This window comes from Brachymonas moutaii (nom. illeg.), from assembly GCF_049977365.1.
GTDB lineage: Bacteria > Pseudomonadota > Gammaproteobacteria > Burkholderiales > Burkholderiaceae_C > Brachymonas.
Window position 1 is genome coordinate 192,022 of sequence record NZ_JBNGEN010000002.1, and the last position, 24,775, is coordinate 216,796.

The 24,775-nt window shown below is 66.2% G+C and carries 22 protein-coding genes; 9 read left to right on the plus strand and 13 right to left on the minus strand.

Annotation, left to right across the window (positions count from 1 at the left end; translation table 11 throughout):
- Positions 1-88: 88 nt before the first annotated feature.
- Entirely contained in the window at positions 89-1,231 is a 1,143-nt protein-coding gene (locus ACP2WS_RS04560; RefSeq protein ID WP_426459704.1) for a geranylgeranyl reductase family protein, read from the minus strand.
- A 114-nt stretch (positions 1,232-1,345) separates the two neighbouring features.
- The gene (gene ettA, locus ACP2WS_RS04565; RefSeq protein WP_426459706.1) at positions 1,346-3,007 is read right to left on the minus strand and encodes an energy-dependent translational throttle protein EttA; all 1,662 of its coding nucleotides are present in this window, start codon (positions 3,005-3,007) and stop codon (positions 1,346-1,348) included.
- A gap of 355 nt (positions 3,008-3,362) precedes the next feature.
- Here ettA and ACP2WS_RS04570 point away from each other — a divergent pair, with 355 nt between their 5' ends.
- Positions 3,363-5,195 carry a DEAD/DEAH box helicase gene (locus ACP2WS_RS04570; protein ID WP_426459707.1) on the plus strand — a complete coding sequence of 611 codons (1,833 nt, stop codon included), beginning with the start codon at positions 3,363-3,365 and terminating at the stop codon, positions 5,193-5,195.
- A 180-nt stretch (positions 5,196-5,375) separates the two neighbouring features.
- On the opposite strand, the gene ACP2WS_RS04575 is transcribed toward ACP2WS_RS04570, so the two are convergent.
- Positions 5,376-5,696 (minus strand): ArsR/SmtB family transcription factor, encoded by a 321-nt coding sequence (locus tag ACP2WS_RS04575; RefSeq protein ID WP_426459708.1) that lies wholly within the window; start codon positions 5,694-5,696, stop codon positions 5,376-5,378.
- Between the two features lie 344 nt (positions 5,697-6,040).
- Between ACP2WS_RS04575 and gloA the strand changes: the two genes are divergently transcribed.
- From gloA to ACP2WS_RS04590, 3 genes are all read left to right on the plus strand, one after another.
- Positions 6,041-6,448, plus strand: a complete 408-nt coding sequence (gloA, locus tag ACP2WS_RS04580) for a lactoylglutathione lyase (RefSeq protein ID WP_374492414.1) — start codon at positions 6,041-6,043, stop codon at positions 6,446-6,448.
- 224 nt (positions 6,449-6,672) lie between these two features.
- Positions 6,673-6,885 (plus strand): 30S ribosomal protein S21, encoded by a 213-nt coding sequence (gene rpsU, locus ACP2WS_RS04585; protein WP_374492415.1) that lies wholly within the window; start codon positions 6,673-6,675, stop codon positions 6,883-6,885.
- Between the two features lie 159 nt (positions 6,886-7,044).
- Positions 7,045-7,506: a GatB/YqeY domain-containing protein gene (locus tag ACP2WS_RS04590; protein WP_426459709.1), complete on the plus strand. Its 462-nt coding sequence runs from the start codon at positions 7,045-7,047 to the stop codon at positions 7,504-7,506.
- A 6-nt stretch (positions 7,507-7,512) separates the two neighbouring features.
- Here the strand turns inward: ACP2WS_RS04590 and ACP2WS_RS04595 are convergent, their stop codons facing one another.
- A complete protein-coding gene (locus ACP2WS_RS04595) occupies positions 7,513-8,049 on the minus strand; it encodes a Cd(II)/Pb(II)-responsive transcriptional regulator (RefSeq protein WP_426459710.1) in 537 nt (178 codons plus the stop codon).
- A gap of 313 nt (positions 8,050-8,362) precedes the next feature.
- Here ACP2WS_RS04595 and ACP2WS_RS04600 point away from each other — a divergent pair, with 313 nt between their 5' ends.
- The gene (locus ACP2WS_RS04600) at positions 8,363-10,609 is read left to right on the plus strand and encodes a heavy metal translocating P-type ATPase (RefSeq protein WP_426459778.1); all 2,247 of its coding nucleotides are present in this window, start codon (positions 8,363-8,365) and stop codon (positions 10,607-10,609) included.
- A 96-nt stretch (positions 10,610-10,705) separates the two neighbouring features.
- Here ACP2WS_RS04600 and ACP2WS_RS04605 read toward each other — a convergent pair whose 3' ends face one another.
- Together ACP2WS_RS04605 and pmbA are read right to left on the minus strand one after the other, a co-directional pair.
- Complete coding sequence (locus ACP2WS_RS04605) at positions 10,706-11,170, minus strand: hypothetical protein (protein WP_426459711.1); 465 nt, start codon at positions 11,168-11,170, stop codon at positions 10,706-10,708.
- Positions 11,171-11,201: 31 nt separating this feature from the next.
- Positions 11,202-12,614, minus strand: a complete 1,413-nt coding sequence (gene pmbA, locus ACP2WS_RS04610; protein WP_426459712.1) for a metalloprotease PmbA — start codon at positions 12,612-12,614, stop codon at positions 11,202-11,204.
- A 129-nt stretch (positions 12,615-12,743) separates the two neighbouring features.
- Between pmbA and yjgA the strand changes: the two genes are divergently transcribed.
- The gene (yjgA, locus tag ACP2WS_RS04615) at positions 12,744-13,409 is read left to right on the plus strand and encodes a ribosome biogenesis factor YjgA (RefSeq protein WP_426459713.1); all 666 of its coding nucleotides are present in this window, start codon (positions 12,744-12,746) and stop codon (positions 13,407-13,409) included.
- Between the two features lie 297 nt (positions 13,410-13,706).
- Positions 13,707-15,221 carry a FecR family protein gene (locus ACP2WS_RS04620; RefSeq protein ID WP_426459714.1) on the plus strand — a complete coding sequence of 505 codons (1,515 nt, stop codon included), beginning with the start codon at positions 13,707-13,709 and terminating at the stop codon, positions 15,219-15,221.
- 153 nt (positions 15,222-15,374) lie between these two features.
- On the opposite strand, the gene cysE is transcribed toward ACP2WS_RS04620, so the two are convergent.
- The 6 genes from cysE to ACP2WS_RS04650 all read right to left on the minus strand — a co-directional run bounded on the left by cysE (position 15,375) and on the right by ACP2WS_RS04650 (position 21,869).
- On the minus strand, positions 15,375-16,148 hold the full coding sequence (gene cysE, locus ACP2WS_RS04625) for a serine O-acetyltransferase (RefSeq protein ID WP_374492426.1): 774 nt from the start codon (positions 16,146-16,148) through the stop codon (positions 15,375-15,377).
- Between the two features lie 48 nt (positions 16,149-16,196).
- Positions 16,197-17,015, minus strand: a complete 819-nt coding sequence (locus ACP2WS_RS04630; protein WP_426459715.1) for an RNA methyltransferase — start codon at positions 17,013-17,015, stop codon at positions 16,197-16,199.
- 10 nt (positions 17,016-17,025) lie between these two features.
- Positions 17,026-17,337: a DUF190 domain-containing protein gene (locus ACP2WS_RS04635; RefSeq protein WP_426459717.1), complete on the minus strand. Its 312-nt coding sequence runs from the start codon at positions 17,335-17,337 to the stop codon at positions 17,026-17,028.
- A 117-nt stretch (positions 17,338-17,454) separates the two neighbouring features.
- Positions 17,455-17,838: a fluoride efflux transporter CrcB gene (gene crcB, locus ACP2WS_RS04640; protein ID WP_426459719.1), complete on the minus strand. Its 384-nt coding sequence runs from the start codon at positions 17,836-17,838 to the stop codon at positions 17,455-17,457.
- A gap of 92 nt (positions 17,839-17,930) precedes the next feature.
- The gene (gene mutS, locus ACP2WS_RS04645) at positions 17,931-20,573 is read right to left on the minus strand and encodes a DNA mismatch repair protein MutS (protein WP_426459779.1); all 2,643 of its coding nucleotides are present in this window, start codon (positions 20,571-20,573) and stop codon (positions 17,931-17,933) included.
- Between the two features lie 405 nt (positions 20,574-20,978).
- Positions 20,979-21,869 carry an inositol monophosphatase family protein gene (locus tag ACP2WS_RS04650; RefSeq protein WP_426459720.1) on the minus strand — a complete coding sequence of 297 codons (891 nt, stop codon included), beginning with the start codon at positions 21,867-21,869 and terminating at the stop codon, positions 20,979-20,981.
- A 287-nt stretch (positions 21,870-22,156) separates the two neighbouring features.
- Here ACP2WS_RS04650 and ACP2WS_RS04655 point away from each other — a divergent pair, with 287 nt between their 5' ends.
- Both ACP2WS_RS04655 and ACP2WS_RS04660 read left to right on the plus strand, forming a co-directional pair.
- Complete coding sequence (locus tag ACP2WS_RS04655) at positions 22,157-22,993, plus strand: proteasome-type protease (protein ID WP_374492433.1); 837 nt, start codon at positions 22,157-22,159, stop codon at positions 22,991-22,993.
- Between the two features lie 26 nt (positions 22,994-23,019).
- Positions 23,020-23,880, plus strand: coding sequence for an alpha/beta fold hydrolase (locus tag ACP2WS_RS04660; protein ID WP_426459721.1), 861 nt, complete (start codon positions 23,020-23,022; stop codon positions 23,878-23,880).
- Between the two features lie 75 nt (positions 23,881-23,955).
- Here ACP2WS_RS04660 and ACP2WS_RS04665 read toward each other — a convergent pair whose 3' ends face one another.
- Positions 23,956-24,741: a DUF4136 domain-containing protein gene (locus ACP2WS_RS04665; protein ID WP_426459722.1), complete on the minus strand. Its 786-nt coding sequence runs from the start codon at positions 24,739-24,741 to the stop codon at positions 23,956-23,958.
- Between the last annotated feature and the right edge of the window lie 34 nt (positions 24,742-24,775).

Consider the following 24,775-nt stretch of genomic DNA (forward strand, 5'->3'; position numbering starts at 1 on the left):
ACGGCACCTGCAACCTGTTCCATTCTGGCGCACCTTTGCCCCCTCTGACAAGCCCGTACCGGGCCCGCCAGGCGGCCTGTCCGGCTCCTCACCAGAGCTGCCGTATCAGCCCCGAAATCACCTTGCGGATATGCAGGGGGTAAGTACCCTCCCCCATGAACACATCCATGGTTCGCCCCGCCAGCCGGGGACCAAAGTGCCGCAGCAGGGCATCGCGGATGCGGGGCTGGCCATAGCACCAGCTCGCCAGAGTGCGCGCGGCCCGGTACTGCGGCATGAAGTGCTCCTCCAGATGGGCCTGGTAGAGCCGCTCGGTCTGCGCCGCATCACCCGCCCCCTGCACAAGGGCCTCCGCCGCCCAGATGCCACTCTGCAGCGCCTGCGAGATCCCTTCTGCCGTAAGGGGATCTGCCAGCCCTGCGGCATCGCCGGTCAGCAGCACCCGCTGGCGCGCCAGCACCGGCATGGGCCCCACCGGAATCACATAGCCATGCATCTGCTGCAGATCCATGTCCTTCACCCCCAGCACCTGCGCATAGCGCAGGCAGTGCTGCTTGAGCCCCGGCGAGCCCCCCCGCTTCTGGAACACTCCGACACCGATCGACAGATGCCCCTGCTTGGGAAAGTTCCATCCATACCCATGCGGAATGCTGTCGAAATCGAAGCGCAGCTCCCCGGACAGACGCGCGAAATCGGCGTCCGGCACGCGCACCTCGCATTCGATGGCCGGCAGGAGCGTGCGTGACTCGCTCCACCCCGCCCAGCGGGCAGTCGGCCCGCGCGCCCCGTCGGCCGCCACCACATGGCGCGTCTCCATCACCCCGGCCGTCGTATGCAGGCGGTGCCACTCCGACCCGAGCTCCAGCCCTTCGAGCGCACATCCATCGCGCAGCACCGCCCCGGCCCGAACGGCTTCCCGGGCCAGCAGGTGATCGAACGCATCGCGCATCACCAGCGTCACCGCAGGCGCGTCACGCTGTGCCTCAAGCCGCCCCCGATACTGGTCGTAATACATGGCGATATGGCCAAACTCGCGTTCCACCGCCGGCGTGATGTCGAAGGGCAGCAGCCGACGGCCCCGGTACACCAGCCCTCCGCCGCACACCTTGCTGCGCGGCAGCCGTTCCTTCTCGATCAGTGCCACCCGCATTCCGGCCTCTGCCAGCCGATGCGCGGCCATGGTTCCTGCCGGCCCGGCCCCCACCACCACGGCATCCCATTTCTCCACCATGTCTGTCCCCTTTGTGCTGCCCCTGCATCCATGCAAAACGGGGCACGGCCCGCCCGGTGCGGCCCATGCCCCAGTCCTGGAGTCCGGATCAGGACTCCCTGTTCCGGTATCCGCTCACTTGAGCGCCTTGTAGCGCACGCGCCGGGGCTTGGCACCCTCCTCGCCGAGCCGCTTGATCTTGTCGGCCTCGTACTCCTGGTAGTTGCCGTCGAAGAACACCCACTGGCTGTCCCCTTCGGCGGCCAGGATGTGGGTACAGATGCGGTCCAGGAACCAGCGGTCATGGCTGATCACCATCACGCTGCCCGCGAACTCCAGCAGCGCGTCCTCCAGGGCGCGCAGGGTTTCGACGTCGAGGTCGTTGGAGGGCTCATCGAGCAGCAGCACATTGCCACCCTGCATCAGCGTCTTGGCCAGGTGCAGGCGCCCGCGTTCACCACCGGAGAGCAATCCCACCTTCTTCTGCTGGTCGCCCCCGTTGAAGTTGAAACGACCGCAATAGGCACGGCTGGGCATCTGGAACTTGCCCACGGTGATGATGTCGAGCCCGCCGGAAATGTCCTCCCACACTGTCTTGTCGTTGGCCAGGCTGTCGCGGGTCTGGTCGACGAAGGCCATCTGCACGGTCTTGCCGACCTGCACCTCGCCACTGTCGGGCTGCTCGATGCCCGCCACCATCTTGAACAGCGTGGACTTGCCCGCCCCGTTCGGCCCGATGATGCCCACGATGGCCCCTGCCGGCACCTTGAAACTCAGGTTGTCGATCAGCAGACGGTCGCCAAAGGACTTGGTGACGTTCCTGAACTCGATCACCTCCGTGCCCAGTCGCTCGGCCACGGGGATGAAGATTTCCTGTGTCTCGTTGCGCTTCTGGTATTCGTAATCCGACAGCTCCTCGAAGCGGGCCAGACGGGCCTTGCTCTTGGCCTGACGCCCCTTGGGGTTCTGCCGCGCCCACTCCAGCTCCTTCTTCATGGCCTTCATGCGGGCGTCCTCGCTCTTCTGTTCCTGCTCCAGGCGCGCCTCCTTCTGCTCCAGCCAGGTGCTGTAGTTGCCCTTCCAGGGAATGCCGTGGCCCCGGTCCAGTTCCAGAATCCACTCGGCCGCGTTGTCCAGGAAATACCGGTCGTGGGTAATGGCCACCACCGTCCCGCCGAAGTGGTGCAGGAACTGTTCGAGCCACTCCACCGATTCGGCATCCAGGTGGTTGGTGGGCTCGTCGAGCAGCAGCATGTCGGGCTTGGACAGAAGCAGGCGGCACAGTGCCACGCGCCGCTTCTCGCCCCCCGAGAGATTCTTGATGACGGCATCCCAGGCGGGCAGGCGCAGCGCATCGGCCGCGATTTCGAGCTGGTGCTCGCTGTCCGTGCCGGCCGCAGCGATCACCGCCTCCAGCTCGCCCTGCTCGGCGGCCAGTGCATCGAAATCGGCATCCGGTTCGGCATAGGCCGCATAGATTTCATCGAGCCGATTCTTGGCGGCCAGCACCTCGCCCATGCCGCCTTCCACGGCCTGGCGCACGGTTTCCTCGGGATCGAGCTGCGGCTCCTGGGGCAGATAGCCGACCTTGATGCCGGGCATGGGCAGGGCTTCGCCCTCGATTTCCTTGTCGATGCCGGCCATGATCTTCAGCAGCGTGGACTTGCCCGCGCCATTGAGACCCAGCACGCCGATCTTGGCGCCCGGAAAGAAGGAAAGAGAAATGTCCTTCAGGATCTGCCGCTTCGGCGGCACGATCTTGCTGACATGGTTCATGGTGTAGACGTATTGGGCCATGCGATGTGTTCCTTGTGCCGGCGCGTGCGCGGCATGCTGATAAGGGAGAAAGGGGAAAAACGGGAAGAATGTGCCGTATGTGGCAAGACTGCCACCCGCAGACGGAAAAAACGCTTTTTGCGGGCAGTTGCGACGTGTATTATCCCAGCATGCGACAATACGCGGCGTTGCCAGCCACCAGTATCTGGCAATCAAGCCCGGGGCTCTGAGCCTTCGGGCAGGTCGCATGCGGGCCATGCCCCCGATGCCTTCGGGACGCAAGCATGCCCGCTCCCAGTCTGCCCTTCACTGGTAAGCGCTCCTCGCGCAAAAGGCAGCCCTTGACTGACCCAGCGCCTCCAAGGCGCCCCCAACCATGACATTTGAAGAACTACAACTGGCGCCAGCCATTGTGCAAGCCGTGCAGGAACTCGGCTATACCGCCCCCACCCCCATCCAGCAGCAGGCCATTCCGCTCATCCTCGCGGGCAACGACCTGCTCGGCGGCGCACAGACCGGCACCGGCAAGACGGCTGCCTTCACGCTGCCCATGCTGCAGCTGCTCAGCCAGCGCCCGGCACGTGCCCCCGGCGCCGTGCGCGCGCTCGTGCTCACCCCCACCCGCGAACTGGCAGCCCAGGTCGAGGAATCGGTGCGCGACTATGGCAAGCACCTCTCGCTGTCCTCCACCGTGATCTTCGGCGGCGTCGGCATGAATCCGCAGATCCAGCGCATTCAGCAGGGCGTGGACATTCTGGTGGCCACTCCGGGCCGCCTGCTCGACCTCGAAGGCCAGGGCGTCCTGGACCTGAGCCATGTCGAAATCCTCGTGCTGGACGAAGCCGACCGCATGCTCGACATGGGGTTCATCCATGACGTCAAGAAGGTCCTCCGGCTCCTGCCCCAGGACAAGCAGAGCCTGCTGTTCTCCGCCACCTTCAGCGACGACATCCGCGACCTCGCTGACAGCCTGCTGCACTCGCCCCAGCACGTCCAGGTCACGCCCCGCAACACCACGGTGCAGCGCATCCGCCAGGTCATCCATCCGGTCGGCCGCAACCGCAAGAAGGCCCTGCTCGCCCACATCATCGAGCAGAACCACTGGAACCAGGTGCTCGTGTTCACCCGCACCAAGTTCGGTGCGAACCATGTGGCCGAATTCCTCAACAAGAACGGCATCAGCGCCATGGCCCTGCATGGCAACAAGAGCCAGACCGCACGCACGCAGGCCCTTGCCGGCTTCAAGAGCGGAGAACTCCGCGCCCTGGTGGCCACCGACATCGCAGCCCGCGGCATCGACATCGATGATCTGCCGCATGTCGTGAACTACGAAATCCCCAACGTGTCCGAAGACTACGTGCACCGCATCGGACGCACGGGCCGCGCCGGCGCCGAAGGCCATGCGGTGAGCTTCGTCTGCCTCGACGAGGAAGGCTTCATGCACGCCATCGAGAAGTTCACCCACCAGCAGATCCCGGTGGAATTCGTCGAAGGCTACGGCCCCGAGGAAGGCGAGCGTGCCGAACCCATCGCCATGGGCCGCCAGACCCTCTGGGGAGGTGCCGGCAAGCCTCCGAGCCGCGAGGTGATGGCGGCCGCTGCCAAGGCAGCCCGCCAGGAAATGATGCAGCGCATCCGTGAGAACAAGGCTCCCAAGCCCGCCCGTACCGACGCCGCTCCCCGCCGCGCTTCCGGCCGGCATGGGGCAGACGCCGACATGGGCCACAAGAACTTTGCCACCGCTGCACGTCCAGCCACGAATCCAGCGCCCTACTCCGGCGGACAGGGCGCCGACAACGGTGCCGAACCGCATGCAGGCCGTCGCCGCAACCGCTTCCGCAGCGATGGTGGCAGCAACGGCAACAATGCCGGGCCACGCAATTCGCAGCCACATGCCGGCGGCGAGCAGCGCCCCTACGCCGACAACCGCGCTCCCGGCCAGCAGCCCGGCCGGCCTCCCCGGAACGCCGCAGGCAACCGCCACCCCGCTGCAGCTCCGCAGCGTCGCCCGCGCCCTGCAGCCGACGAGTTCCAGCCCCGCAGCCACGAGAGCGCACTGTTCAAGAGCTCCTACGATGCCTCCCGCAAGAGCACCGGCAACGGCGGCCAGCCCGACCCCCTGCGCACCAGCGTGGACAGCATGCGCCGCAACAACCGTGGCGGTGGAAACCGCAAGGGCGGAAATTCCGGCGGTTTCGGCTGGCAGTGAGCCCCATCTCAGTCCGGGCAGCCATCGCCCGGGCTGTAGCCACCCCAAAGGAAGCCTTCCTGCTGCTGCAGACCCGTGGGCTTCCACAAAAAAACCGACCTTGTGGTCGGCTTTTTGGGGTGTGGAGGGTGCGTGTTCACCCACCCGGCATCTCTCCTCGTGCCGGCGGTGTCTCTCCGCTCAGCACAGATCCTGCATGCAGTAGAGCCGGTAGAGCGTCTCCAGCAGCTTTTGCGCATGCGCATCGGCCACCCGGTAGATGATCTGCTTGCCCTCGCGGCGGGTCTCGACGAGGTTTTCTGCACGCAGCACACCGAGCTGCTGCGACAGGGTGGGCTGCCGGATGCCGAGCAGCTGCTCAAGCTCCCCGACCGATTTTTCTCCCTGGCTCAGCTGGCACAGCAGAAGCAGGCGGTTTTCATTGGCCAGGACCCGCAGGAGGTTCGATGCCTCGTGAGCAGCGGACCGCATGCTGGTGATGTCGATGGTGATGGCGTCCATAAATAGGTGGAAACTGGCTGAGTGGTGGTTTTGACGGGGGCGATTATTATGCGGATCGGCGTGGCTGCAAAATGACGGGCGGCAATGGTTGACTGCATCCCCCGGCTCCAGCCAGCCAACGCCTGGGGTCGAATGCCCGGCAGAGACTGCTGCGCAAACCCGTTGCCGCTGTCTGGATGACCACGAGGAGCTGCGTCACTGCGCGTTCCGCACCATGGCATGGCCTTCACTCAGGCACAGCCCCTGCGGACAAGTGGACGCATTGTTCCACATCCCTCCGGCATCCAGCGCAAGCAATGCTGACCACACCATGACGAATTCTTGATACAGGAGTGATTTTTCCCATGCGCATCCTTCATACCATGCTTCGCGTTGGCAATCTGCAACGCTCGATCGACTTCTACACCGGCGTGCTCGGCATGCACCTGCTGCGCACCAGCGACAACCCCGAATACCGCTACACCCTCGCCTTTCTCGGCTATGAAGCCAATCCGGCCCAGGCAGAGCTGGAGCTCACCTACAACTACGGAGTGGAGCAGTATGACCTGGGCTCCGCCTACGGGCACATTGCCATCGGAGTCCCTGATGCCCGCGCCGCCGTCGAGCGCATCCGCGCGGCAGGCGGAACAGTCACCCGGGAAGCAGGCCCCGTCAAGGGCGGCAGCACCGTCATCGCCTTTGTCGAGGACCCGGATGGCTACAAGATCGAGCTGATCGAGCGCGCCGAACACGACACCATGCACGCCCTCTGAGCACGTGCCGTCCTGTCCGCCGAAGGGATGGACATGCGTTGCAGCAGCGACACCCACCGCCGTGCGGATGCTTGTGTGCCGGTTTTTCCTGCCCTTATAATGTCTGGCTTGCTGGCAAACCCCGTCGGCCTGATCACCTGTAGACGGGGACAATTGTGCGGGCTGTCCCGCAGGCCCGATCTTCCTGCGGCAATCACCTGCAATCATTCGGAAACCATTAGCTAATGACCACCATCCGCGTAAAAGAAAACGAACCCTTCGAGGTTGCCCTGCGCCGCTTCAAGCGCACCATCGAAAAACTGGGCCTGCTCACCGAGCTGCGCGCCCGTGAGTTCTACGAGAAGCCCACGGCCGAACGCAAGCGCAAGAAGGCTGCTGCCGTCAAGCGTCACTACAAGCGCGTGCGCTCCATGCAGCTGCCCAAGAAACTGTACTGATCAGTTTCGCGCTCCGACACGAAAAACCCGCCTCGGGACGCCGATGCGGGTTTTTTCATGGCCGCGCGACGGTGCGTGCCCCGCTGCGGCACCGTCGCGAAGCAGGAGCCCAATCATCCCCTCTTTCATTTTTCCACCAAGCAAGGAGAACATTCCACCATGTCCCTCAAGGAACGCATCACCGAAGACATGAAGACCGCCATGCGCGCCAAGGACACCGAGCGTCTGGGCACCATCCGTCTGCTGCAGGCAGCCATCAAGCAGCGTGAGGTCGACGAACGCATCACCCTCGACGACCCGGCCATCGTGGCCGTGGTGGACAAGCTCATCAAGCAGCGCAAGGACAGCGTGGCGGCCTTCGAGCAGGCCCAGCGTCAGGACCTGGCCGACAAGGAAAAGGCCGAAATGCAGGTGCTGCAGGTCTATCTGCCGGCCCGCATGGGTGCAGAAGAGATCGCTACCGCCGTCCGCGCCATTGCGGAAGCCTTCGAAGCCGACAACGGACACCGCCCTACAGCCCAGGACATGGGCAAGCTCATGGGCGCAGCCAAGAAAATGCTCGCCGGCAAGGCCGACATGGGAGAGGTGTCTGCCGCCATCAAGGCCGTGCTGGCATCCTGAGGCTTCTCAGGACCCTGTCACGCCTTCTGTGCCGGAAGGGGGCGGGGCATGGCGGGTTCCCGCCTCGATGCGGGCCGCCTCCACCAGCTCCTGCAGAACGGGGCATTCGCTGCTCAGGTGTCGTCCGGCGTGTTCCCCCTCCTGACAGCAGCCCTGCAGGGCCTGCAGCTGCCTTTCGAGCGCATGAAGGCTGGCCAGACGGGCGCGCACCCGGTCGAGCTGGGCCTGCACCAGGGCGTCGACCCCTGCCCCGTCTGCCATGGGATTGGCCATGAGGTCCAGCAGGTGGCGAATGTCTGCCACGGACATGTCCAGCGCGCGGCAGTGCCGAATGAAGGCCAGGCGCTCCAGATGGGACGCTCCATAGGCCCGATAGCCGTTGCCCCACCGCGCGGGCGCAGGCAGCAGGCCGATGCGCTCGTAATAGCGGATGGTCTCTACTTCCACCCCAGCCAGTCGCCCCAGCGCCCCGATGCGCCAGGGACCGGCCTCGGGAGTGCCATCAGCAGCAGAATCGGAAGAAGGGATGCGCGACAGAGTCATGCCCCTGATTGTGACAGGGTTCCCCTCTTGACCCTGTAGCTGCTGCAGGGTTTGTAATAGCGGAATGTCCTGCTCCGACTCTTCCCCATCTTCCTGCTCCTGTTCCTGCTGCCACGACGATGAGGCAGCCCCGGCATCCATACGTCCGGCTCCGCCTCCTGCACAGGCCGTGGCCTGTACCGACACCGGGTGCGGATGCGGCCATGGGAACAGCTGCAACACCCCTGCCTCTGCTCCATCGGCTCCGCCCGACGCACCTGCGCCCACGGCCGCAAGCGCCGCATGGCCCCAGCACAGCCTGCACATCCCGGACATGGACTGCGCCGCCGAGGAAAGCGACATCCGCCATGCCTTGCGCCCTCTGGGGGACGACGTGCAGGAGCTGCAGTTCCGCCTGCCCCACCGTGAACTCCGGTTCCGGGCCGAGATGCCGGTGCTGGCACGCGTGCAGCAGGCCATTCATGCCGCGGGCTATCGCACCACGGTGACACCCTTGCGCGACGATGCGCCTTCTGCATCGGCCACCGATGCCCCACAGACCTGTGCTGCCTGTGCGGGCTGGGAGGCCGATGCGTCGACAGCGGAAGCGGGAGCGGACGTCCATGCTTCCGCCTCTGCGGCCGAACTTCCTGCCACCCGCCGGTTCGGCGAAGGGCTGAAGCCCATCGTGGCCGCACTGGTACTGGCCGCAGGAGCCGAGTGGCTCCATGCCGTGCTGGGTGGCACCACGGCCGGTCGTCTGGCCGGCATGGCCGTGGCCGTACTGGCCATTGCGCTCTCCGGTCTGTCCACCTACCGCAAGGGACTGGCCGCCCTGCGCAAGGGCAGGCTCAACATCAACGCCCTGATGACGGTGGCCGTCACGGGGGCCTTCGTGCTCGGCCAATGGCCCGAAGCTGCCATGGTGATGGCACTCTACGCCCTGGCAGAGTGGCTGGAAGCACGGTCGACGGCCCGTGCCCGACAGGCCATCGACCAGCTGCTGCGCCTGGCTCCCGAGACAGCACAGGTTCGGCAGAACGATGGCTCCTGGGCGACGGTGCCTGCCCGCACCGTCGCCACGGGCTCGGTGGTGCGCACACGGGCTGGCGAGCGCATCGCCCTCGATGGCGTCGTGCTGCAGGGGCGCGGCAGCGTCAACCAGGCACCGGTGACAGGAGAAAGCATTCCGGTCGACAAGACCACCGGGGATCCGGTGTATGCCGGGACCATCAATCTCGACGGTGTACTCGAATGGCGTGCCACCGCCCCCGCCAGCCAGAGCCTGCTGGCACGCATCATCGCAGCCGTGGAAGAAGCCCAGGAAAGCCGGGCCCCCACACAGACATTCATCGACCGGTTCGCGGCCCTCTACACACCGGCCATTTTCTTCATCGCCCTGGCGGTGACCCTGGCCGGGCCGCTGCTGCTGGGATGGACGTGGTGGCGCGGCATCTACACCGGGCTGGTGCTGCTGGTCATCGGCTGCCCCTGCGCCCTGGTGATTGCCACGCCTGTCACGGTGGTGAGCGCCCTCACGTCGGCAGCCCGACGCGGCATGCTGTTCAAAGGCGGGGCTGCCCTGGAAAAAGCCGGCACGCTGCGCGCCGTGGCCTTCGACAAGACAGGAACCCTCACCCATGGCTCACCCCGGCTGGTGGACATGGGCGTGGCCGCGGAGCCCGGTGCCCTGCTGCCGACGACCGAGCTGCTGGCACTGGCAGCGGGTCTGGCAGAAGCCTCGGACCATCCGGTGTCCCGCGCCATTGCTGCCGGCCTGCAGGCCCGACAGGTGCCACCTGTGTGCATTCCCTCCGACACCGTGCGCAATCTGCCGGGGCACGGCATGGTGGGGCAGTGGCAGAGCCACTCCCTCGCACTGGGGAGCCTGCGCTGGCTGCAGGGCACATCGATTCCTGCCGCACAGGCCCTGACCATGGCCATGGACCACGAAGCAGCCGAAGGACGCAGCGTGACGGTGCTGGCCGTCGATGGCACTCCCCAGGCGTGGTTCTCGGTCGCCGATCCGGTTCGGCCGCAGGCCATGGACGCCATCGATGCGCTGCACGGTCTCGGCCTGCACACCGTCATGCTGAGCGGAGATCATGCGGCGGCCGTGCAATCGGTGGCCCGGCAGACCGGGCTGGAGGAGGCGCGCGGCGAGCTCCTGCCCGAACACAAGCTCACGGCCATCCGTGACCTGCAGCAGTCGCACGGGCTGACCGCCATGGTGGGAGATGGCATCAACGATGCCCCGGCCCTCGCCCGTGCCGATCTGGGATTTGCCATGGGGCGTGCCGGCACCGATATCGCGCTCGAAACCGCCGATGTGGTCGTCATGAACGACGACCTGCGGCGCATCCCCGAGGCCATCCGGCTCTCGCGCCACATGCACGGGCTGCTGTGGCAGAACATTGCCATCGCGCTCGGCATCAAGCTGGCAGTGCTGGGCTGGGCGCTGGCCGGGCATGCCTCGATGTGGATGGCCGTGTTTGCCGATATGGGTGCCAGCCTGCTCGTCGTAGCCAATGGCCTGCGCATGCTGCGCTGGAAGCCGGCTGAATCCCCTGCCCGAAATTAGGAAAGGTGGGGACAGACACACCACCATGCCCCCAGCGGCGGCCAGACAGAAAAGCGCCCCGCATCGGACGCTGGGCGCGTGGTGTGCCCGGGGACGTCAGGCACCCGGCCGGTGCTGCGGGAATTCATCAGGCAGGGCCCGCGGTGCATGGAACCAGTCCCAGCACCACAGGGTCAGGAACAGGACCAGCCAGAGCCCACCGAAGGTCATCGCATTCGGAGGCAGGGCCACCAGGGGCGCACCACAGCTCACCGCACTGGTGCTCTGCAGAGCCATGCGAATCAGCACCGGGAACGGCATGATCGAGATCGACCCGCACGCCAGAATCGCCGGCGACAGCAGAAAAGCGGCCGCCAGGGACCGCACCAGCGCACGCAGCCACGCGCTGCGATGGCGGGTGATCCACCACACCACGGCCAGCACCACCAGGGCACCCGCGCCATAGACCCACAGCAGAGGCGAATGGCTCCACTGTTCGTTGGCCAGGTGAATGGCCCAGTCCGGTGCCTGCCCCTGTGCCACTACCATGCCCCCAGCGGTGAGGGCGCTGTCCACTGCCATGTCCGTTACCTCGTGTGAACCGGAGAGGGGCTCATTCGCCCGCCACCTTCATGCGGTCGATGAGAATCGACCCGGTCGTCTTGGAACCCAGCGTGTAGGCATCCGCCCCGATGGCCTGGATACCCGCGAACATCTCGCGCAGATTGCCTGCGATGGTGATTTCCTGCACCGGAAAGGCAATCTGCCCGTTCTCGACCCAGAACCCGCTCGCCCCCCGCGAATAGTCGCCGGTGACGTAGTTGACGCCCTGCCCCATCAGCTCGATGACGAAGAGCCCCGTGCCCAGCCTGCGCAGCATGCCGTCGAGATCATCCTCGGGACGGGTCAGGCTGCTGGCGAGTGTCAGGTTGTGACTGCCCCCGGCGTTGCCGGTGGTAGGCATGCCCAGCTTGCGGGCGGTGTAGGCGCTCAGGAAGTAGCCTTCGACCCGGCCATCCGCCACGACCTGCCGGGGCCGCACTCGCACGCCCTCATCGTCGAACGGACAGCTGCCCTTGCCCCGGCGCACAAAAGGATCCTCGGCAATCTGCACATGCCCGGGAAACACCTGCTTGCCGAGACTGTCGAGCAAGAACGTGCTCTTGCGGTACAGGGCTCCGCCACTGACGGCCTGCACGAAGCCGCCCAGCAGCCCCGCCGCCAGCGGGGACTCGAACAGCACTGGACACTGCGTCGTCGGAATCTTGCGCGCCCCCAGCCGGCTCAGCGCCCGGTCGGCGGCGTATTCGCCAATGCGGCGCGGATCCGCCAGCTCGCGTGCATCGCGCATGGAGCTGTACCAGTAGTCACGCTGCATGGCGCTTCCGCTGCCTGCGATCGGGGCCACGCCCATGCTGTGGCGCGAGCTGGCATAGCCGCCACGAAAGCCATGCGTATGCGCGCTGAAGAAATGGCTCTGCTGCGCGGACACGCTGGCGCCTTCGCTGTTGGTGATGCGGGCATCACGCGAGAGCGCAGCCTGCTCGCACTCGCGCGCGATGCGGGCCGCCTCGGCACTGTCGATGTCCCAGGGGTGGAACAGATCGAGCTCGGGCTGCTCCCCCGGCTGTGCAATATCGGCCTCGTCGGGCAGGCCTGCCGCCGGATCATTGGCCGTGAAGCGCGCCACATCGTAGGCAGCCTGCACCGTCTGCTCGATGGCCTTGCGGGAAAAGTCGGACGTGCTGGCGTTGCCGCGGCGCTGTCCCAGGTACACCGTCACACCAAGGGACTTGTCGCGGTTGCGCTCGACCTGTTCGATCTCGCCCTTGCGCACCGACACCGACAGGCCGCAGCCCTCGGACGCCTCGGCCCCCACATCGGTGGCTCCGAGCCGGCGGGCATGCGCCATGGCCATGTCGACAAGCTCTTCGAAAAAGGCTCGGCTGTAGCTGAAGCCAGACTCGGGCGCGTCCTGCGACGCCGCCGCGCGACCGGCCTTCTTGCGGGAAGTGGTTTTCTTCATAGGACAAGTATGATACTTGCCTATCGATGCGCCCGGGGCACGGCAGGTTGCCAGTGCCCGGCTCCTGTCCGACTGCGCGACTGCCACCGACAGGGGCGCCCTTCACCGTTTCCTGCATTCCCTCCCTCCATGTCACGCAAACCCAAACGCGGCTACTTCGTGCGCGGCCATTTCGTCGCCGAAGGCAGCGAACTCGATCTCGAACTCAAGCGCCAGAGCAAGGGCGATACCGACACCAGCAAGTCCGACCTCAAACGCGAGAGCGAAGCCCTGCAGACGCTGGGCAAGGATCTGCTGACCCTGCGTGCGGGCCTGCTCTCGCCCCTGCAGCTGCCGGACCGCCTGCTCGAAGCGCTCGACACCCTGCGGCGCATCACCGACTTCGAGGGGCGGCGACGCCAGCTCCAGTTCGTTGGCAAGCTCATGCGCCAGCTCGATGAGAATACGGTGACCGTCATTCGGGGAGCGCTGCAGCTCCAGCGCGACGGAAGCGCAGCCGACCAGGCTTCCCTGCACGAAGCAGAGCAGTGGCGCACCCGGCTGATCGACGCAGACCAGCACGATGCGGCCCTGGGCGAATGGCTCGCCCGTTTTCCCGATACCGACATCCAGCAGCTGCGCGCCCTGGTGCGCCAGGCCCGCAAGGATGCCCAGGCGCAGCCGGCCGATCGACCGGGCGCTGCCAGCCGGCATGGGCGCGCCTACCGTGAACTCTTCCAGCTGATCCGTGCTGCACTGGCGCCCGATGCCTCGGACACCGACGACGAAGCCGATCCACAGGACACCCTGGCCTGACCGCTGCCCATCCGGTCGCCACAACGGCAGTGCACGGCCTGCCGCTGTGGCCGGAACCCGACGTCTGCCCCATGACAGCCATGTACATATTGGCAACATGTGTGTCGAGTGGCGACAATACGCCCCTGCATTGCCCTTTTTTCACTCGTTCTGCAAAAGGGCAGCATGGTTCGCGGGCCTTGCTCCATCGGGGGGCAGGGCCATGACCCGCTTCGGTGATGTCCCTGCCGCGCGGCCCTGCTTCAGCCGCAGTGTGGGGAATTGCCTTTCCTGCCACTTCCTGCACTCCCCTGCCCCATGATCGCGTTCCCCTCCTCCCTGTCTGCACGCCCGGCTGCCGCCGGACGCCTGTCGTGCCTGCGCCCCATGCGCCCCCTGATCGTGGCAGCCTGCTGCCTGGCCTGTGCGCCCTCCTCCTGGGCCGCTGGTGCGGCAGGCGCCGCCGTTCCTCCCGCTGCCGCCATTCAGTACATGGTGCGGGCCGGTGACAGTGCCGCCTCGATCAGCCACGCCCTCAAGCTCAGCGGCACCCAATGGCAGGAAGTGGCCCAGTACAACCAGCTCGATCCGCACAAACCGCTCACGGTGGGCAGCACGGTGCGCATTCCGCTGTCCGTGCTCAAGTTCCGCGCCGAAACCTCGCGTCTCATCCAGACCACCGGCGGAGTGAAGGTCAATGGCCAGGCCTCCCGTTCGGGGGTCTACCTCAACGAGAATTCCCGCATCGCCACCGATGCCGGCAGCTCGGCCGTGGTCGAGCTGCCCGACGGCTCCCGCGTCAAGGTGCTGCCGCATTCGGTGGCCGATATTTCCCAGAGCCGCTACTACCAGGCCCCCCAGGGCAGCGTGACCGGCAAGGTGGCCGACTGGTTTGCAGGCTCGCTCAAGCTGGTGCAGGGGGCCCTGGAAACTGCTGCCCACAAGCTGGTGCAGCGCGCCAAGCCCCTGGAGGTCGAGACCACCACCTCCATCATCGGCGTGCGGGGCACCGAGTTCCGTGTGGCCAGCGCGGACCAGACCGTGCACAAGGATCGCGCCGAAGTGCTGGAAGGCGTGGTGAACAACGCCAACACCTGGAAGCACACCGACATCACCCTGCATCAGGGACAGGGTGCAGTGGTGGACCCGAACGTGGCCGAAATGCAGGCCGTGACCCTGCTGCCTGCGCCCAAGGTCCCGGCCCCGGGCCAGGTGCTGCGCCTGCCCGAGGCACGCTGGTCCTTCCAGTCCCAGTCCGGTGCCGTGGCCTACCGCATCGTGGCGGCCATGGATCCGAAATTCGAGAGCATTGCCTACAGCGAGAAGATGAGCACGCCGCTCGCCGACTTCAGTGCCCTGCCCCCGGGCAAGTGGTACATCCATGCGCGCGGGGTGGACCAGTACGGCCTCGAAGGCATGGACGCCACGACCATGGTGGTGCTCAAGAACGCCGACTGGATCCTGCAGAACGCAGCCATTCAGGCCACAGACGGCAAGCCGACCCTCGGCTGGTCGGGTCTCTCCTACGGCAATGGCCGCCCCATCCCGGGCACGGCAACGGTGCAGGTGGAAGTTTCTCCGGTGGCAGACTTCAGCCGCCAGGTGGCCCGTGCCGAAAGCGCCCCCGATGCCCGCACACTGGTGCTGCCCGAGGTGCATGCCAATGCCAGCTACTACCTCAGGGTGCATGTGCGCAACGAGGCCCTGGCCAAGGCGGCGGACAATGTCTACCGCTTCACCATGCCGCTCGACATCGGCAACAAGGCCTACAGCGTCCTGCTCGACAAGATGCCCGAGCCGCCCGAACCGATGGAAGCAGCGGCTGTGCACTGAGGCAGAACGCGCAAGAAGGGGCACCCTCTCCGGCACCGCAGCCGGAGATGTGCCCCTGGTTTCCCCTGTCACGCGTAGCCAGCCCCTGACCGGAAAATCCCGGCACGCCACAACACCAGCTCTGCGAAGCGCCCGGCACCGACAGGGCGCACGTCACTTGCCCATCATGCGCCGCAGGGCTTCCTTGGAGAAGTTTTCCTCGAGTGCGGCCTCACGGGGCATGCAGTCACTGTCCTGCAGATGCTGGGAGAGCTTTTCGAGCGCACGCCACAGCAGGGCGATCTGGTGCTCGTGCGTGGCGGCATTGTCGATCAGGCCCCGCATGGCCTGCCCCAGGGGATCGTCGCCCTGGGTGACGGCATAGGCCGAAAAGCCCATGTGGGCGGCCGCCTGCTCGCGCTTGTCTTCTTCCTGCGACAGAAGAATGCGCGCGGGGTTGCCCACGGCCGTGGCGCCCGGCGGAACGGGCTTGGTCACGATGGCTCCGCTGCCCACGCGGGCACCGGCCCCCACCGTGAAGCCGCCCAGAATACAGGCATTGGCTCCCACGATCACGCCCTCTTCCAGCGTGGGATGGCGCTTGATGCCCTTGGCCAGCGATGTCCCGCCCAGCGTGACACCCTGGTAAATGGTGCAGTCGTTGCCGACCTCTGCCATCTCGCCGATCACCACCCCCATGCCATGGTCGATGAACACCCGTTCGCCGAGCGTGGCCCCCGGATGGATCTCGATGCCGGTGAGCCAGCGGGACCAGTGGGAAATCCAGCGACCAAGCCAGGTCCACCCCCGCTGCCAACAGCCATGGGCGACGCGATGGATGACCACGGCATGAAAGCCGGGGTACGAGAACACCACGTCCCATTTGCTGCGTGCAGCCGGGTCACGGTCGAGAATGCACTGGATGTCGGATCGGAGGCGCTTGAACATGGCGCAAGTGTACCTGCAGCCCACCCAGACCATGGGGAGAGAATGGGCTCAATTCCCCTTTGCCTGTCGGGCCGTCCGCTGCATGGCCTTGGCGATGCCGCGGAGGATATGGATTTCCTCTTCGTGCAGGTCGGTGCGCAGCCACATCTGGCGCAGCCGGGGCATGAGTTTCTTGGGCGCTGCAGGGTCGAGATAGCCCACGTCCTCCAGGGCCTGCTGCCAGTGCGCGAGCATGCCCTCGATCTGTGCCGCGTCGGCCAGGTGGGCGGCCTGTACCGAGGGCGTCTGAGCCACATGGAATCCCCCGATGGCCTGCCGCCACTCATAGGCGATCACCTGCACGGCCGCTGCCAGGTTGAGCGAGCCATAGGCCGGATCGGTGGGAATGCTCAGGCAGACATGGCAGCGATAGACGTCCTCGTTGCGCATGCCGTAGCGTTCGCTGCCGAACAAGAAGCCGACGCTGCGCTGCTGCGGCAAGGGCTGCGGCAGGGCGGCGCGTCCTTCGTCCGCGCTGGGTTGTCCCGGCCGCCAATGCGGGGCAGGCGGATGCATGCGCCGTGCGAGTCGCGCCAGATGGTCGCGCGGAGTGAAGGTGGGCGGACCAAAATCGCGCGGCGTCATCGCCGTGGCACAGAGGTGCTCGATGCCCTCCACCGCCTCCTCCCAGGTATCGACCCGGCGCGCCTTGCGCAGGATGTCGTCGGCGCCACTGGCGCGTTCGATGGCTTCCTCGCGCTGCAGCACATCGTCCCAGCGGGGCTGCACCAGCACCAGGTCGTCGAAGCCCATGACTTTCATGGCGCGGGCGGCTGCGCCCACATTGCCGGAATGGCTGGTGTGCAGAAGGATGAATCGGGTATGCATGATGCGCCGCTCAGGTCATGGCCCAGGCGATGGCGGCCCGGGTATAGAACACATGCAGACCTTCCTGGCCGATGCGCTGCAGGAGGGTCTCGGCCCGGTCCGCCGGCAATGCCATGCTCACGATCTGGGGCTCGTCGGCGAGCTCGAAGAAGTGGCTTGCATGCATGCGGTCGTCATGCCCGAACCCTTCGGCCCCGGCCAGCAGCGTGGCTCCGGGTGCTCCGAGCTCGCGTGCCAGCTCCATGAGCCAGCGTGCCACCGGCGTGCCGTGGTGCATGCGGCTCGCCGTGGTGTAGAACTGCAGTTGATAGCCTTCTTGCATCTCTTGTCTCCTTGGAAAGGCAGGCTTGCTGCATCCGTCGGGGCTCGCCTGTGAAGCGGCAGCAAAGCCCCGGCGGGACCATGCCCCTGCACTCCCATCTGTCCATGCGGGATTCATTCAATGCGCCTGCAGGGCCCGCACGGTCATCAGGCCGAGCACGGTCATGCACAGGGAGCCGCTCACGTGCACCAGCACATGCAGCAGGGCCCAGCCATAGCGCTGCCCCTGCAGCAGGGTCACGGCTTCGGCGGAAAAGGTGGAAAAAGTGGTCAATCCGCCCAGGAAGCCCGTCATGATCAGAAGCCGCCACTCGGGGGGAATCTGTGGCAGGAGTGAAAACACGCCCACGGCCACGCCCATCAGGTAGCCCCCGAGCAGATTGGCCGCCAGGGTGCCGAGTGGCAATTCGACCAGCACTCCGTTGAGCGCCAGTCCCAGCCACCAGCGCAGCAGTGCACCGGCCGCGGCTCCGCCGCCAATGGCCCATACCGAATATCCCATGCCTTCGTCCTCGTGCGATCCGGCAGAGAGCCTGTCTCCACCGTCTGGTGGCCATTATAGGAAGCCCGTGTCTCTTCGCCCGAGCGGGAGCCTCATGGGCGAGGCGCGCTGCCTTCGCACAGGGCCTTGAGCCGATAGAGTGCCTCCAGGGCCTCGCGTGGGCTGAGTCCGTCGGGATCGAGCGCCTGGAGCGCCTCCTCCACGGGAGAGGGGCCTGTGTCGTCCGGGGCAGGCTCGGCGAGCGCAGGCGCAGAGAACAGGTCGATCTGGCGCTGCTGGCGATCCTGCTGGGCTTCGAGCGCCTGCAGCGCATGGCGGGCATGGTGGATGACCGAGGAGGGCATGCCGGCGAGCCGGGCCACCTGGATGCCATAGCTGCGGTTGGCGGGCCCGGGCTGAATCGTGTGCAGGAACACGATGTCATGCCCCGATTCGGCCGCGCCCACGTGCACGTTGATGGCGGCGTGGTGCTGCGCAGGGAATTCGGTGAGCTCGAAGTAATGGGTGGCAAAGAGCGTGAGCGCCTCGCTGCGGTCGTGCAGATGGGTGGCAATGCCACTGGCCAGAGCCAGCCCGTCGAAGGTGCTGGTGCCCCGGCCGATCTCGTCCATGAGCACGAGGCTGTGGGGCGTGGCGGCATGCAGGATCTGTGCGGCCTCGGTCATTTCGAGCATGAAGGTGGACTGCGCATTGGCCAGGTCGTCGGCTGCGCCGATGCGGGTCAGGATGGCATCGATCGGGCCGATGCGCGCAGCCTGCGCCGGCACATGGCTGCCCATGCCGGCCAGGAGCACGATCAGGGCGACCTGGCGCATGTAGGTCGACTTGCCGCCCATGTTGGGTCCGGTGATGACCTGCATGCGCTGGCGGGGATGCAGCACGGTGTCGTTGGCCATGAAGGCACTGCCCGTGGTTTCGCGCAGCCGCGCCTCCACCACAGGGTGGCGGCCCGCCGTGATCTCGATGCAGGGCTCCACGGCGAAGGCCGGGGCACACCAGCCCAGGGTAAGACTGCGCTCGGCCAGCGTGCACAGCACGTCCAGGGTTGCCATGGCTTCGGCCAGGGTCTGCAGGTTCGCCACATGGGGCTGCAGCTCCTCGATCAGGGTGTCATAGAGCCATTTTTCGCGCGCCAGTGCGCGATCCTGGGCCGACAGGGCCTTGTCCTCGAAGGCCTTGAGTTCGGGGGTCACAAAGCGCTCGGCATTCTTCATGGTCTGGCGCCGGCGATAGTCGGCTGGCACCTTGTCGAGCTGGCTCGCGGTGACCTCGATGAAGTAGCCGTGCACCCGGTTGAACTGCACGCGCAGGTTGGCAATGCCGGTGCGCTCGCGCTCCCTGCCTTCCATGGCCAGCAGATAGTCCGCGCTGTGGGTCTGGATGCCGCGCAGCTCGTCGAGCTCGGCATCGAAGCCATCGGCAATCACGCCCCCATCGCGCACATTGACGGACGGCTCCGCATGCAGGGTAGCCTGCAGGCGTTCCACCACAGCCTGAGGCGGCGTGAGCGCAGCGGCCACGCGTTCGAGCAGGGCAGGAAGCGACGAAGCTGACTCGGCACGCTCGTCCTGCTGCAGACTGCACACACAGGACCGCAGCTGCTCGGCCTGTCCCAGCGTGCGCAGCAGCCCCGCGAGCTCGCGCGGCCTGCTCTGGCGCAGTGCCAGCCGGGCGCTGATGCGCTCCACATCGCTGATGCCGTGCAGCACGGCGCGCAGATCCTGCAGCCCCCGGTCGCGCAGCACGGCGATGGCGGCCAGCCGTTCACGCGCTGCCGCTCGGTCGCGTGCAGGATGCAGCATCCAGTGGCGCAGCAGGCGGCTGCCCATGCCGCTCTCGCAGGTATCGAGCAGACTCAGCAGCGTCGGACTCGATTCTCCGCGCAGGGTCTGCGTCAGCTCCAGATTGCGCTGCGTGGTGAGCGGCAGATGCACCAGGCTGTCGTCACGCTGCACCTGCAGGGCATGCAGATGGGTCATGGCCCGGCCCTGGGTATGCTCCGCATAGGCCAGCAGGGCTGCGGCGGCGGCATGGGCCTGGGGCAAGTCATCGGCCTGCCACGCGGCCAGATGCGGGGTGTGCAGCTGGTCGGTCAGCATGCGCAGCCCCAGCCCTGCGTCGAAGGTAAAGGCCGGCCGCTCGGTGATGATGAAGTGCTGCAGGGCGCCCTGCTGCTGCCACTGCACCAGCTGCGCCCGCCGGGTCGGCGCCAGATCGGCGCTGCAAAGCACCTCGACCGGCTGGATGCGGCTGATCCACTCGCCCAGCGTCTCGGGAGTGCATTCGGCCAGCTGCATGCAGCCCTGGGTCAGCCCCATCCAGGCCAGCCCCACCCCCTCGGAACGTCCGCGCCCGGAGGCATGGATGGCCAGCAGGACCGCATCCTGCCGGTCCCCGAGCAGGGCCATGTCGGTGAGCGTGCCGGGCGTCACCACCCGCACGACCTTGCGCTCCACCGGTCCCTTGGCTGCCGCCACGTCTCCCACCTGCTCTGCAATCGCCACCGACTGCCCCATCTGGATCAGCTTGGCCAGATAGGTTTCCACAGCATGCACCGGTACCCCGGCCATCACCACCGGCTCTCCGGCCGACTGCCCCCGCTGCGTCAGCGTGATGCCCAGCAGCCGGGCGGCCAGCATGGCATCCTCATAGAACAGCTCGTAGAAATCCCCCATGCGGTAAAACAGCAGCGTATGGGGATGCTGGGCCTTGATCTGCAGGTACTGCTGCATCATGGGCGTATGGCCCGAAAGATCCTGCCCCTCGGCAGACGCAGAGGCAAGCGATACGCGGTTGTCGGAAGAAGAAGCCATCTTGCTCGGTTGATCCATGGGGGACCCGGTCATGGAGCCGGGAGCAGGCCCGATCGGCAGGGCCCGGCACCGCAGTGCGGCGTCCCGTGCGCCCATGCCAGGCCAGCCTGCATTCTAGTAAGGGATGATGCAGGGGTGCGCTGCTGCCGGGCTTCCAGGGGAAAGGAGCCTCGTGCGCGACAGCGCCTGCGTTGTCGTCGACCTGTCGGTATGCCGGAATGTCGACGGGCCGGAGCACCAGCTGCACAGGCACAGACAGTCAGGCATGAAAATGAAAAACCCTGTCCGCAGGGACAGGGTTTGGGCAGTGAGCGAAAAACCGGTGTCTCAGGCTTCCGGGTCGGCGTCTTCTGCCGGAGATTCGGGCTGCGCTTCGGCAGCCGCTGCGGCCTCTTCGGCCAGGGCCTGTTCGCCATAGCGGCTGTACTTGGCGAGCATCTTGACCATGAGGCCATAGATCTTGGGATTGGCTGCGAGGCATTCCTGTGCATACAGGTAGTCGGCTTCGCCGGTGAAGTTGCCCACCAGACCTCCGGCTTCCTGCACCAGCAGCCCACCGGCGGCCACGTCCCAGGCGCTCAGGCCGGTTTCAAAGAAGCCGTCGCTGAATCCGGCAGCCACATAGGCCAGATCCAGCGCAGCCGACCCGGGGCGGCGCACGGCGGAGGTCTTCTTCATGATGTCGGAGAACATCTTCATGAACTGCGCAAAGTCCTGCCCCGGACGGAACGGAAAGCCCGTGGTGATGAGGCAGTCGGCCATGCGGTTGCGACGTCCCACACGGATGCGGCGCTCGTTCATGTAGGCGCCCCGGCCGCGCGTGGCCGTGAAGAGGTCGTTGCGGGTCGGGTCATAGATGACGGCCTGTTCCACCTTGCCGCGCACGGCCAGGGCAATGCTCACGCAATAGACGGGGAAGCCATGGATGAAGTTGGTGGTGCCATCGAGCGGGTCGATGATCCACATGAATTCACTGTCCTTGTTCCCATGCTGCTGGCCGGATTCCTCGGCCAGGATGCCGTGGCCGGGATAGGCGGTGAGCAGCGTCTCGATGATGCAGGCCTCGGAGGCCTGATCCACCTCGGTCACGTAGTCGTTCACCTGCTTTTGCGACACACGCACGGCGTCGAGGTCGAAGGAGGCGCGGTTGATGATGGCGCCAGCGGCACGAGCGGCCTTGACGGCCATGTTGAGCATGGGATGCAGAGCGGAGGACATGGTGAATTGTGGAAAAGAGCGAAACGGGCCGGAACGTCGATGCGGAGCCGGAAAGGGAATGCCGCATTCTAAGCCGTCGCCCCGATTCATGCACTCTTTTCAGGCATGGGCGACAGGGACCCCAGCCGTTTGTGGCCTGCCGGCCACCCTGCTGGCGCAGTGCCCGCCCGGAGCGCAAACATTTGCGCCCCCGCAGCCGAGAGGGTGCGACTTGGCATGAAAATAGCTTTTTCACATTGCCTTTTCTGCACAGCTCATCGAGCTTCTTTCCGAGTTTCGCACCCATCATGACTTATTGCGTCGCCATCAAACTCCGCTCCGGCCTGGTCTTTCTCTCCGACTCGCGCACCAACGCAGGCCTCGACCAGATCAGCACCTTCCGCAAGATGATGGTGTACGAACGCCCCGGCGACCGCTTCATGACCCTGCTGTCGGCGGGCAACCTGAGCATCGCGCAGTCGGTGCGCGAGATCCTGCAGTCCGAGGTGCTGCGCGAAGACACCCCCGAAGGCACCCCCCAGGGCCTCACCATCTGGAACGCCACCAGCATGTTCGACGCCGCGCGTGTGCTGGGCGCGGCCATCCGCCACGTCCACAAGCGTGACGGTGCTGCCCTCAAGGCTGCAGGGGTGGACTTCAATGTCTCGCTCATCTTCGGTGGCCAGATCAAGGGCGAAGGCATGCGCCTGTTCCAGATCTACTCGGCGGGCAACTTCATCGAGGCCACCATGGAAACGCCGTATTTCCAGATCGGCGAATCCAAGTACGGCAAGCCGGTGCTCGACCGCGTCATCACGCCCGACACCCCGCTCGACGAGGCTGCCAAGTGTGCCCTGGTGTCGATGGATTCCACGCTCAAGTCCAACCTGTCGGTCGGCCTGCCGCTCGACATGGCGGTGTACGAGGCCGACAGCCTGGAGTGCAACAAGCTGGTGTGCATCGACGCCGGCAATCCCTACTTTCACATGCTCCACAGCCAGTGGGGCGAGAAACTGCGCGAGGTGTTCGACAGCATCGAGGATCCCATGTGGAACGGCGGAGCCACCGAAGTGCCCCTGCTGACCAACGACGGGCACTATCCCGTGCTGCGCAAGATCCAGTCGCCGAGCGAACGCCTGATCTGACCTTGCACGCGCCTGCCGCTCAGACCATGATGCCCTCCTGCTCCCCGCACGCACAGATCATCTTCTCGCATGGCAACAGCTTCCCGGCAGGCACCTACGGCGTGCTGCTGCGGGCCCTGGAAGCCAAGGGCTACGCCGTGCACGCGCTGGACCGCTTCGGCCACGACCGGCGCTACCCGGTGGTGGACAACTGGGCGCCACTGGTCGATGAACTCATGCAGTTCTGCCATGCCGTGCCACACGCCCCTGCAGTGCCGCGCTACCTTGTCGGGCATTCCATGGGAGGGCTGCTGAGTCTGCTGGCCGCCTCGCGTGACCCCGCACTGGCCAGCGCCGTGGTGCTGCTCGATCCACCCCTGGTCACCGGCTGGCGGGCCATGCTGCTCAAGGCCGGCAAGCGCACTGCACTGGCACACCGCCTGTCACCGGGCGCCACCAGCCACCGGCGACGACAGGAATGGCCCAGCGTAGAGGCGGTGCTGCAGCATTTTTCGAGCAAGCCTGTCTTTGCCCGCTGGCATCCGGAGGCGCTGCACGACTATGCCCAGCATGGCACCCGGCCAGCCCCCACCGCAGAAGCGCCCTCCCGGCGCCTGCTGGCCTTCGACCGGGACATCGAGACCCGCATCTACACCACCCTGCCGGACCACATCGGCGGCTGGCTGCGCCGTCACCCCCTGCAGTGCCCTGTCTCGTTCATCGGTGGCAGCGAATCGCGCGAAACCCGCATGACGGGGCTCTCTGCCATGCGGCGCCTGACGCACGGGCACATGACCATGGTGTCCGGCGGAAGCCACCTCTTTCCCATGGAAATGCCCCAGCTCACGGCCGACCTCATCGACCAGCAGCTGCGGGAAGCGCCCAACCAGTCCCGAAGCGCACCCTGAATCCTGCCCCGCTCGCTGCGGGCAGGGTGGTCGCTTTCCATCCGTATGGACGTATGGACGTATGGAAGGCGGCACCTACTTGGAGGGCTGCAGCACCCCCGTGCGTGCATCGAACCGCAGCACCCGCACCTGACCATTCATCCCTGGGAAGCGGTCGAACGCAGCTTCCATAAGGAGCGGCATGAGGGCCGGCAGGCTTGCCGGGGCCCCCTCATACTCGGCCCGGGATTCGAACACCTGCGGTGCCGGATGCCCGGCCTGCTGCTGCCCCCGATCCGCGATGCGAACGGTCAGGGTGTCGTGCTGCACGGGCTGCAGCACGGTACGGTCGACCAGACACATGCGTCCCCCGGCCCATCCCCTGTCGTCACACAGGTAGGCACTGTCCCAATCCCAGCGTGTCCAGGCCACGGTGTAGGCCGGCACATAGGTGGGCACCGTGACGGGCACCATGGTGCGCTGGCGGCGCAGCTCCCATTGCGCCACGAGGCGGGCCGTGGCATCCGATGCCGCAGGCTTGAGCCCGAGCCGGGTCAGGTGCGTCGTGAGGCTGGCGTCATAGGTGCGGCGTTCGAGATCCGAGACCTCCACCATGCGTCCTTCGGTCGCAGGGACAGCGGTCGAGACTGCTGCGACCTGGGATGCAGCAGGCGCTGTCCCCGATGCAGCGGCAGACGCTGCCACGGCAAAGGTGGCGCCTTCGACCTGGGCCGGCCACTGCGCAAAAGTGGTCACCCGCACGGCCACGGTCTCGGCACAGCCGCCCAGGGCTCCGATCACTCCCAGGGCAGCCCCCCAGAGTGCCGCACGGCACCACCGCGCAGCCGGAGGCGATCCCGCTCCGGTTTGTGTGACTCGCACGCAATCGATCATGTCCGCCCCCTTGTGGTTCAGC

Excerpts from the sequence above, each read along its gene's own strand:
- ACP2WS_RS04575 (WP_426459708.1), bottom strand. The coding sequence starts at position 5,696 with ATGGACGCCATCACCATCGACATCACCAGCATGCGGTCCGCTGCTCAC.
- ACP2WS_RS04570 (WP_426459707.1), top strand. The coding sequence starts at position 3,363 with ATGACATTTGAAGAACTACAACTGGCGCCAGCCATTGTGCAAGCCGTG.
- ACP2WS_RS04595 (WP_426459710.1), bottom strand. The coding sequence starts at position 8,049 with ATGACTCTGTCGCGCATCCCTTCTTCCGATTCTGCTGCTGATGGCACT.
- rpsU (WP_374492415.1), top strand. The coding sequence starts at position 6,673 with ATGACCACCATCCGCGTAAAAGAAAACGAACCCTTCGAGGTTGCCCTG.
- ACP2WS_RS04635 (WP_426459717.1), bottom strand. The coding sequence starts at position 17,337 with ATGCAAGAAGGCTATCAACTGCAGTTCTACACCACGGCGAGCCGCATG.
- ACP2WS_RS04620 (WP_426459714.1), top strand. The coding sequence starts at position 13,707 with ATGATCGCGTTCCCCTCCTCCCTGTCTGCACGCCCGGCTGCCGCCGGA.
- gloA (WP_374492414.1), top strand. The coding sequence starts at position 6,041 with ATGCGCATCCTTCATACCATGCTTCGCGTTGGCAATCTGCAACGCTCG.
- ACP2WS_RS04630 (WP_426459715.1), bottom strand. The coding sequence starts at position 17,015 with ATGCATACCCGATTCATCCTTCTGCACACCAGCCATTCCGGCAATGTG.
- mutS (WP_426459779.1), bottom strand. The coding sequence starts at position 20,573 with ATGATGCAGCAGTACCTGCAGATCAAGGCCCAGCATCCCCATACGCTG.
- pmbA (WP_426459712.1), bottom strand. The coding sequence starts at position 12,614 with ATGAAGAAAACCACTTCCCGCAAGAAGGCCGGTCGCGCGGCGGCGTCG.
- ettA (WP_426459706.1), bottom strand. The coding sequence starts at position 3,007 with ATGGCCCAATACGTCTACACCATGAACCATGTCAGCAAGATCGTGCCG.
- crcB (WP_426459719.1), bottom strand. The coding sequence starts at position 17,838 with ATGGGATATTCGGTATGGGCCATTGGCGGCGGAGCCGCGGCCGGTGCA.
- ACP2WS_RS04650 (WP_426459720.1), bottom strand. The coding sequence starts at position 21,869 with ATGTCCTCCGCTCTGCATCCCATGCTCAACATGGCCGTCAAGGCCGCT.
- ACP2WS_RS04605 (WP_426459711.1), bottom strand. The coding sequence starts at position 11,170 with ATGGCAGTGGACAGCGCCCTCACCGCTGGGGGCATGGTAGTGGCACAG.
- cysE (WP_374492426.1), bottom strand. The coding sequence starts at position 16,148 with ATGTTCAAGCGCCTCCGATCCGACATCCAGTGCATTCTCGACCGTGAC.
- ACP2WS_RS04660 (WP_426459721.1), top strand. The coding sequence starts at position 23,020 with ATGATGCCCTCCTGCTCCCCGCACGCACAGATCATCTTCTCGCATGGC.
- ACP2WS_RS04600 (WP_426459778.1), top strand. The coding sequence starts at position 8,363 with ATGGACTGCGCCGCCGAGGAAAGCGACATCCGCCATGCCTTGCGCCCT.
- ACP2WS_RS04655 (WP_374492433.1), top strand. The coding sequence starts at position 22,157 with ATGACTTATTGCGTCGCCATCAAACTCCGCTCCGGCCTGGTCTTTCTC.
- ACP2WS_RS04590 (WP_426459709.1), top strand. The coding sequence starts at position 7,045 with ATGTCCCTCAAGGAACGCATCACCGAAGACATGAAGACCGCCATGCGC.
- yjgA (WP_426459713.1), top strand. The coding sequence starts at position 12,744 with ATGTCACGCAAACCCAAACGCGGCTACTTCGTGCGCGGCCATTTCGTC.
- ACP2WS_RS04560 (WP_426459704.1), bottom strand. The coding sequence starts at position 1,231 with ATGGTGGAGAAATGGGATGCCGTGGTGGTGGGGGCCGGGCCGGCAGGA.